At 61.1% G+C, this 5,892-nt stretch carries 5 protein-coding genes; 2 read left to right on the forward strand and 3 right to left on the reverse strand.

The genetic code is table 11. The features are described 5' to 3' along the window. Positions 1-182: 182 nt before the first annotated feature. The gene (locus EOA22_RS22160; protein WP_013532163.1) at positions 183-857 is read left to right on the forward strand and encodes an alpha/beta hydrolase; all 675 of its coding nucleotides are present in this window, start codon (positions 183-185) and stop codon (positions 855-857) included. A 21-nt stretch (positions 858-878) separates the two neighbouring features. Then, entirely contained in the window at positions 879-1,529 is a 651-nt protein-coding gene (locus tag EOA22_RS22165) for an FMN-binding negative transcriptional regulator (RefSeq protein ID WP_063167807.1), read from the forward strand. A 249-nt stretch (positions 1,530-1,778) separates the two neighbouring features. On the opposite strand, the gene EOA22_RS22170 is transcribed toward EOA22_RS22165, so the two are convergent. The 3 genes from EOA22_RS22170 to EOA22_RS22180 all read right to left on the reverse strand — a co-directional run bounded on the left by EOA22_RS22170 (position 1,779) and on the right by EOA22_RS22180 (position 5,472). After that, positions 1,779-2,879, reverse strand: a complete 1,101-nt coding sequence (locus EOA22_RS22170) for an SEL1-like repeat protein (RefSeq protein ID WP_063167806.1) — start codon at positions 2,877-2,879, stop codon at positions 1,779-1,781. Positions 2,880-2,946: 67 nt separating this feature from the next. Continuing rightward, positions 2,947-3,783 carry a phosphatase PAP2 family protein gene (locus EOA22_RS22175; protein ID WP_063167805.1) on the reverse strand — a complete coding sequence of 279 codons (837 nt, stop codon included), beginning with the start codon at positions 3,781-3,783 and terminating at the stop codon, positions 2,947-2,949. 45 nt (positions 3,784-3,828) lie between these two features. Beyond that, positions 3,829-5,472 carry a glycosyltransferase family 39 protein gene (locus EOA22_RS22180; protein ID WP_063167804.1) on the reverse strand — a complete coding sequence of 548 codons (1,644 nt, stop codon included), beginning with the start codon at positions 5,470-5,472 and terminating at the stop codon, positions 3,829-3,831. Positions 5,473-5,892: the final 420 nt, after the last annotated feature.

The following is a 5,892-nucleotide window of genomic DNA, read 5'->3' on the forward strand; positions in this document are numbered from 1 at the left end:
CTTGAAATTCCAAGGCGAGCCGTCCTATTTACGCGGCTTGCGGCGCGGGTGGCCGGGCTCGATGTCTTGCCACTCAGTTTTGAACAATTCTAAACTAGCTTCTAAGAAGACGCTCGCCCTGCGTCAAGGCCAGAGGAAACGTTCCAGGCACCGCGCATTCGTATTACCTAGTGGAGTATTTTATGCCTGAGGTCATTTTCACCGGTCCTGCCGGCCGCCTGGAGGGTCGCTACCAGCCTTCCAAGGAAAAGAGCGCGCCGATTGCCATCGTCCTGCACCCGCACCCGCAATTCGGCGGCACGATGAACAACAAGATCGTCTACGACCTCTTCTACATGTTCCAGAAGCGGGACTTCACCACGCTTCGCTTCAATTTCCGCGGCATCGGCCGCAGTCAGGGCGAATTCGACCACGGCACCGGCGAGTTGTCGGACGCTGCCGCGGCGCTGGATTGGGTGCAGTCGCTGCATCCCGATTCCAAGAGCTGCTGGGTCGCCGGCTACTCGTTCGGATCCTGGATCGGCATGCAGCTTCTGATGCGCCGGCCCGAGATCGAAGGCTTCATCTCGATCGCGCCGCAGCCCAACACCTATGATTTCTCGTTCCTGGCGCCCTGCCCGTCATCGGGCCTGATCATCCATGGCGATGCCGACAAGGTGGCGCCGCCGAAGGATGTGCAGGGCCTGGTCGACAAGCTGCACACGCAGAAGGGCATCACCATCACCCAAAAGACGTTGCCCGGCGCCAACCATTTCTTCTCCAACGATGCCGACCTGCTGCTCGAGGAATGCGCCGACTATCTCGACCGCCGGCTGGCCGGCGAATTGTCGGATCCGCGGCCGAAGCGGCTGAGATAAGCAAAGAAAGCAGGGACGGCGATGTACGAACCTCCTCATTTCAGGGAAACGCGGCCGGAAATCCTGCACGGGCTGATCCGGACGCATCCGCTGGGCCTGTTGATTTCCAACGGACCCGATGGGCCGGTCGCCAACGCCATCCCGTTCCTGCTCGACGCGGAAATCGGGCCGAACGGCAGGCTGCGCGCCCATCTGGCGCGGGCCAACCCGCAATGGCGCCTGTTGGCCGACAATCCGGCGTCAACCGTACTGATCGTCTTCCAGGGCAGCGATGCCTATGTGACGCCGTCCTGGTACGAGACCAAGCGCGAGACCGGCAAGGTGGTGCCGACCTGGAATTATGCCATCGTGCAGGTTCGCGGCACCGTCAAGGTGATGGATGATCAGGACTGGCTGGCGCAGCAGATCGCCGATCTGACCGTCTCCCAGGAAGGCGCCCGCGCCGCGCCCTGGGCGGTGACCGATGCGCCGGAGCCCTTCATCCAGTCGCAGATCAAGGGCATTATCGGGCTGGAAATCGAGATCAGCGAAATCCACGGCAAGTGGAAGGTCAGCCAGAACCGGCCGGTCGCCGATCGCGTCGGCGTTGCGCAAGGGCTCGAACACGAGGACCACCGGTCGCCCGACATGGCCGGATTGGTCAGATCCTATGGCGGCCTGGACGGCGTCTAGCTGAATTGGCGGAATGTAGCTTGGAGGTTGGTCATGACGACCAAGCGGGAATTTCAGAGCGACGCCTTTGAGGACCATAGCGCGGTCAGTGACATGGTTCGCGCTGGGACGATCAATAAGCAGACACTACGGTCTTTTGAGGTCTGTCGGTCCGGCCCATCACCGTTCGCGAAGGAAATTAAGGCGCGCCAATGAGCACTGATGAAGCCGAGCCTTGGTGAAGCCCAGCCCGGCCAAATAGAAATCGGGTCATTGCCCTGTAAAAACCTTATCTTTATTAAAATATTTGTCTATGTTGTAAATTGCATGAGCATTACCTTGTGCGGCGGCCCTTTTAAACCAATCATGAGCCACCTCTCGCTCGGACGGCACTCCAAGACCTTTAAGATAGGCTACTCCAAGAGTGTTTTGTGCTTCCGCGTTTCCTTGGTCCGCCGCCTTTGTCGTCCACTCGATCGCTTGCATGAAATCCTGCGGCAGTCCGTAGAATCCGCCGCCATAACTCTGGCCCAACTGTTCCTGAGCCGCAGCATTCCCGTTTGCTGCCGCTTTCTTCAGCCATTTCACGGCAGTGTCTTGGTTGGCGGTTACACCATGCCCAGTAAGGTACATGGCGGACAGCATCGTTTGTGCATACGCTGAGCCCTGCTCCGCGGCCAATAGGTACCATCTGGCCGCTTCAGAATAGCTCTGCGTTACGCCGTTCCCCTCGAAATACATGGCAGCAAGAGCCGCTTGAGAGTCCGCAAATCCACTCTCGGCGGAGAACGCAATCGACTTCAGCGCCTGTACCTTGTCGACTTCAATTCTCAGATTTGGCGGTGAACTGGGAGTTCCGCGTCCTGTCAAAAGCAATAGGCCAAGATTGTGATTGGCCAACACGTCGCCATGTTCCGCAGCCCGCCTGAACCACGCGATGGCTTCGGTGTAGTTCGTGGCGGTGAGTGTCCCCTCTAGGAAATTCACTCCCAAATTATATTCTGCGCGGCTGTAACCGCGCTCTGCGGCCTTCCTTGTCCAAAACAGAGATTTCTGCCGATCGAGTGTTACTCCTCGACCGGTTCCATAAAGATTGCCCAACCAAGTCTCCGCGTCGGGGTGCCCTTTCTCGGCCGCTTTTTGGAACCATTCGAAAGCCTTGACGAAATCCGCTTTAACTCCGAGTCCCAGCAGAAAAACGACGCCAAGCCGGTTCTGCGCGTCGGCCGACCCCGTTAGCGCAGCCGCCTGCAATTCCTGCAGGGTCATATGGTCGACCTGGACTTGCCCCTCCTTCGTGTCAACGAAGGGCGAGGCGTTCGCCATCTCTCCGCCAGCAACAAATGCCGCCAGCAGCGCTCCTACCACCATTCGCGATCGTCGTACCATTGTCCCGCCTTGCCGTCCGGTTATCGCAACGACTTTCCTACCCATGGCATCATCGGCCCGTCAAATTCCTTCTCGGCCCAATCAGCCAAAACGTCTTCTTGCGGACCGGCAAGCCCGAAGGCATCGGCCGGAAGATGAAGCCGAGCCGGGCAAAGACCAGCCCGCAGGCAAGCGCGAAACCGCAGCCAAGGCCGAAGCCGGCGACGGTGTCGCTGGGATAGTGCGCGCCAACGAAGATACGGGTCGAGGCGATGCAGGCGGTGATCGCCAGGGCGATGTACCAGCGCCGCGGAAACAACAGCAAAGCGACCCCGAACACCGCGCCCATTGTCGTACCATGGCCGGACGGAAAGCCGGCGAAGCGCGCATCGAAAGCGAAGGGGTGCAGGGTCAGCACGCCAAAGTCCTCGTAATAGAGCGGGCGAGCCCGGCCAATGGCATATTTCAGCACATTGACGGCGATCCCCGACAGGCCGGTGGCGCACAGCACCAGAAAAGCCAGGCAGGTCCAGTTGTAGAGGAGCATCAGCGAGCGCCGCGACAGGCTTCGCCAATCCGTCAGGTTCGCGGCGACAAGCAGAAGCACTGAGGGAATGATATACCAGCCTCCCAGGCCGAACTGGGTGAAAAAGTCGGCAGTCCGGGCAAATCCCGCCGACCACTTGCCGTGAAGCATTCCGGCCGGAGTGTCGAGACGAACAAACGCCGACGCCGTCAGCAAGACCCAGACCAGCACCCAGACCGACCACAAAATATTCGGGTATCTGGCCGGCCGGGTGGCAAGGCGGCTTTTGGCGATCTGCATCGTATCGCGAAAGTTGTCGAGCGACCGGCGCCCTATGCCAAGGAGCAGGCTCGAAACGGGCGGGCGTGATTTCACCAGCATAGGAAATTCGACCCCATTGTTGCCGTCATGGGCATCGGCGAGCCGTCACTGGCTTACACGATAGAGGCCGAGCGACAGTTTGTCTCCCGACGAATAGTTGAGGCCATCGACCTCGGCAACGCGGCTCGCCGACTTGCCTTGCGCCTCCAACAGGCCATTCAGCTTCTGCTCGTCGCCGATTTGTGCCAGCGCCAGCGCGCAGGCCGGATCGCCGAGCAGATGCTTGGCGACGCCATCGACATCGGTCAGGACGGTCTTGGTGCCGACCAGGAACACCAGGCTCGGCTCGTGATATTCCGCTGAGGCGAGCACCGTGGTGTCGCAAGGCCTGTTGGCCTGGACTGCCGCCTCGATCGCCGGGCTCAGCCAGATCGGCTTCAGCGAAGGCGCGATGACGCCGAACAACAGCCCATAGGTAATGCCGGCGCAAACCGCGATGGCGCCGATGCGGGAGAGCGGCACTTGCAGCTGTCGCGAAAAAGCGAAATACCCTGCCGCCAGCGCCGCCGCGGCGGCCGGGATGCTCCACCAGGAAAAGGAGCCGGTGAGATAGATCGGCGCTCCGACGCAGACCGCCGCCAGGCCAAGGCTGACCACGACAAGACCGAATGCGGTCGACCACCACAACCAGTCCTGCCAGCGCCTGAGCGGCGCATTGGCCTCCTGCGGCGACAATGTCAGCAGCCAGCCAATCAGCAGCGCCATGCCGGGATAGGCCGGCAGGACATAGTGCGGCAGCTTGGTCGGGATCAGCTCGAACACCAGCCAGAACGGAATATACCAGGCGAGGCAGAAACGCAGCCGGGGATCGTCGCGCAGACGGTTGAGGGCCTGGAGCCCGGCGCCGACCGCGATCAGGCCGAACGGCCACATGAACAAGGAATAGGTCAGCATGTAGAAACCGGGCGGCAGGCCGTGCGATTCCTCGCCCGAGGCGACCTTGGCCATCATGTCCTTGCCGACGGCATCGCTGAGAAAGGTGCCGCCGCTCTTCCAGGTGATGAGGGCAACCCAGGGCAACACGATGAGCGCCACCAGAGCGACACCGCGCACGAGCTTCAGCTTCAGGAGCCAGCGCCAGTCGCGCTCGAAGGCAAACAGGGCGGCGACCGTGAGCAACGACAACAGCGGAGCCACCGGCCCCTTGATAAGAATTCCAAGGCCTTGAGCGGCCCAGAAAATCCACGGCAGATGGGCGGCTACCGGTTCGTTGCGGCGCGCTGCCAGATAGATCTGGGCGAGCGCGCCTTGCGCCGCCACGCAGCAGGCCAGCAGCATGGCGTCGGTCTTGGCGTCACGGCCCTCGAAGGCGGTGGCGAAGATCGCCGCCATCATCAGGCCGGCGGCGAGACCGGCATTGGCCCCGAACAGCTTGGTGCCCGTCCAGGCGATGCCGACGACGGCCAAGGCAATGCCAAGCATGGAGACGAGGCGGTAGACCCAGATCGGCGCCGCCGCCCCCTCGCCGCTCAGCGCCACGGCCGCCGATTGCAGCCAGTAGATGCCGATCGGCTTCTTGTAGCGCGAGGCATCCTGAAAACGGATGTCGACATAGTCGGAGGTTTCGACCATCTGCTTGGTAGCCTGGACAAAACGGGATTCGTCGCGGTCGATGGGTGGAAGGCTCGCCAGTCCACTGAACGTCATCAGCACGCTGAACAGAAAGAGAAAGAGATAGTTCCTGTTCATCGCGGAGCTTTCCGGATCTGATCTGCGGGATGGCCCCGTCGCGGCGCCTCAGGCCCTGCCCTGCGCGGCGCCTCAATACGCCAGCCCAAACGACGAAGCAAGGATTCGCAACGCCATCCGCGCGGGCTGCAAACCGGAAACCACTTTTGCTGATCGCTGGACCTTTGTCTGGCGCGATCAGTCGCAAAACCGGAAACCACTTTTGCTGATCGCGCTTGGATGCTAAACGCCCGCGTTCATGCACGCCTGAGCCACAGCGGCCGGACGCTTTCGGGAATAGAAAAAATGCCTGCCTTCAAATCGGATTTCCTGCGCACGATGAGCGAGCGCGGTTTCATCCACCAGACTTCGGATGATGCCGGTCTCGACAATATCTTCGCCAAGGAGACGGTGACCGGTCTGCTGCAGCCAGTGCAGCAT

Origin of the sequence: Mesorhizobium sp. M7A.F.Ca.US.014.04.1.1 (assembly GCF_003998745.1) — a bacterium.
GTDB classification, from domain to species: Bacteria; Pseudomonadota; Alphaproteobacteria; order Rhizobiales; family Rhizobiaceae; genus Mesorhizobium; species Mesorhizobium ciceri.

Bases quoted from the DNA above. Each gene is read 5' to 3' on its own strand.
- EOA22_RS22160 (WP_013532163.1), top strand. From the start codon at position 183: ATGCCTGAGGTCATTTTCACCGGTCCTGCCGGCCGCCTGGAGGGTCGC.
- EOA22_RS22175 (WP_063167805.1), bottom strand. From the start codon at position 3,783: ATGCTGGTGAAATCACGCCCGCCCGTTTCGAGCCTGCTCCTTGGCATA.
- EOA22_RS22165 (WP_063167807.1), top strand. From the start codon at position 879: ATGTACGAACCTCCTCATTTCAGGGAAACGCGGCCGGAAATCCTGCAC.
- EOA22_RS22170 (WP_063167806.1), bottom strand. From the start codon at position 2,879: ATGGTGGTAGGAGCGCTGCTGGCGGCATTTGTTGCTGGCGGAGAGATG.
- EOA22_RS22180 (WP_063167804.1), bottom strand. From the start codon at position 5,472: ATGAACAGGAACTATCTCTTTCTCTTTCTGTTCAGCGTGCTGATGACG.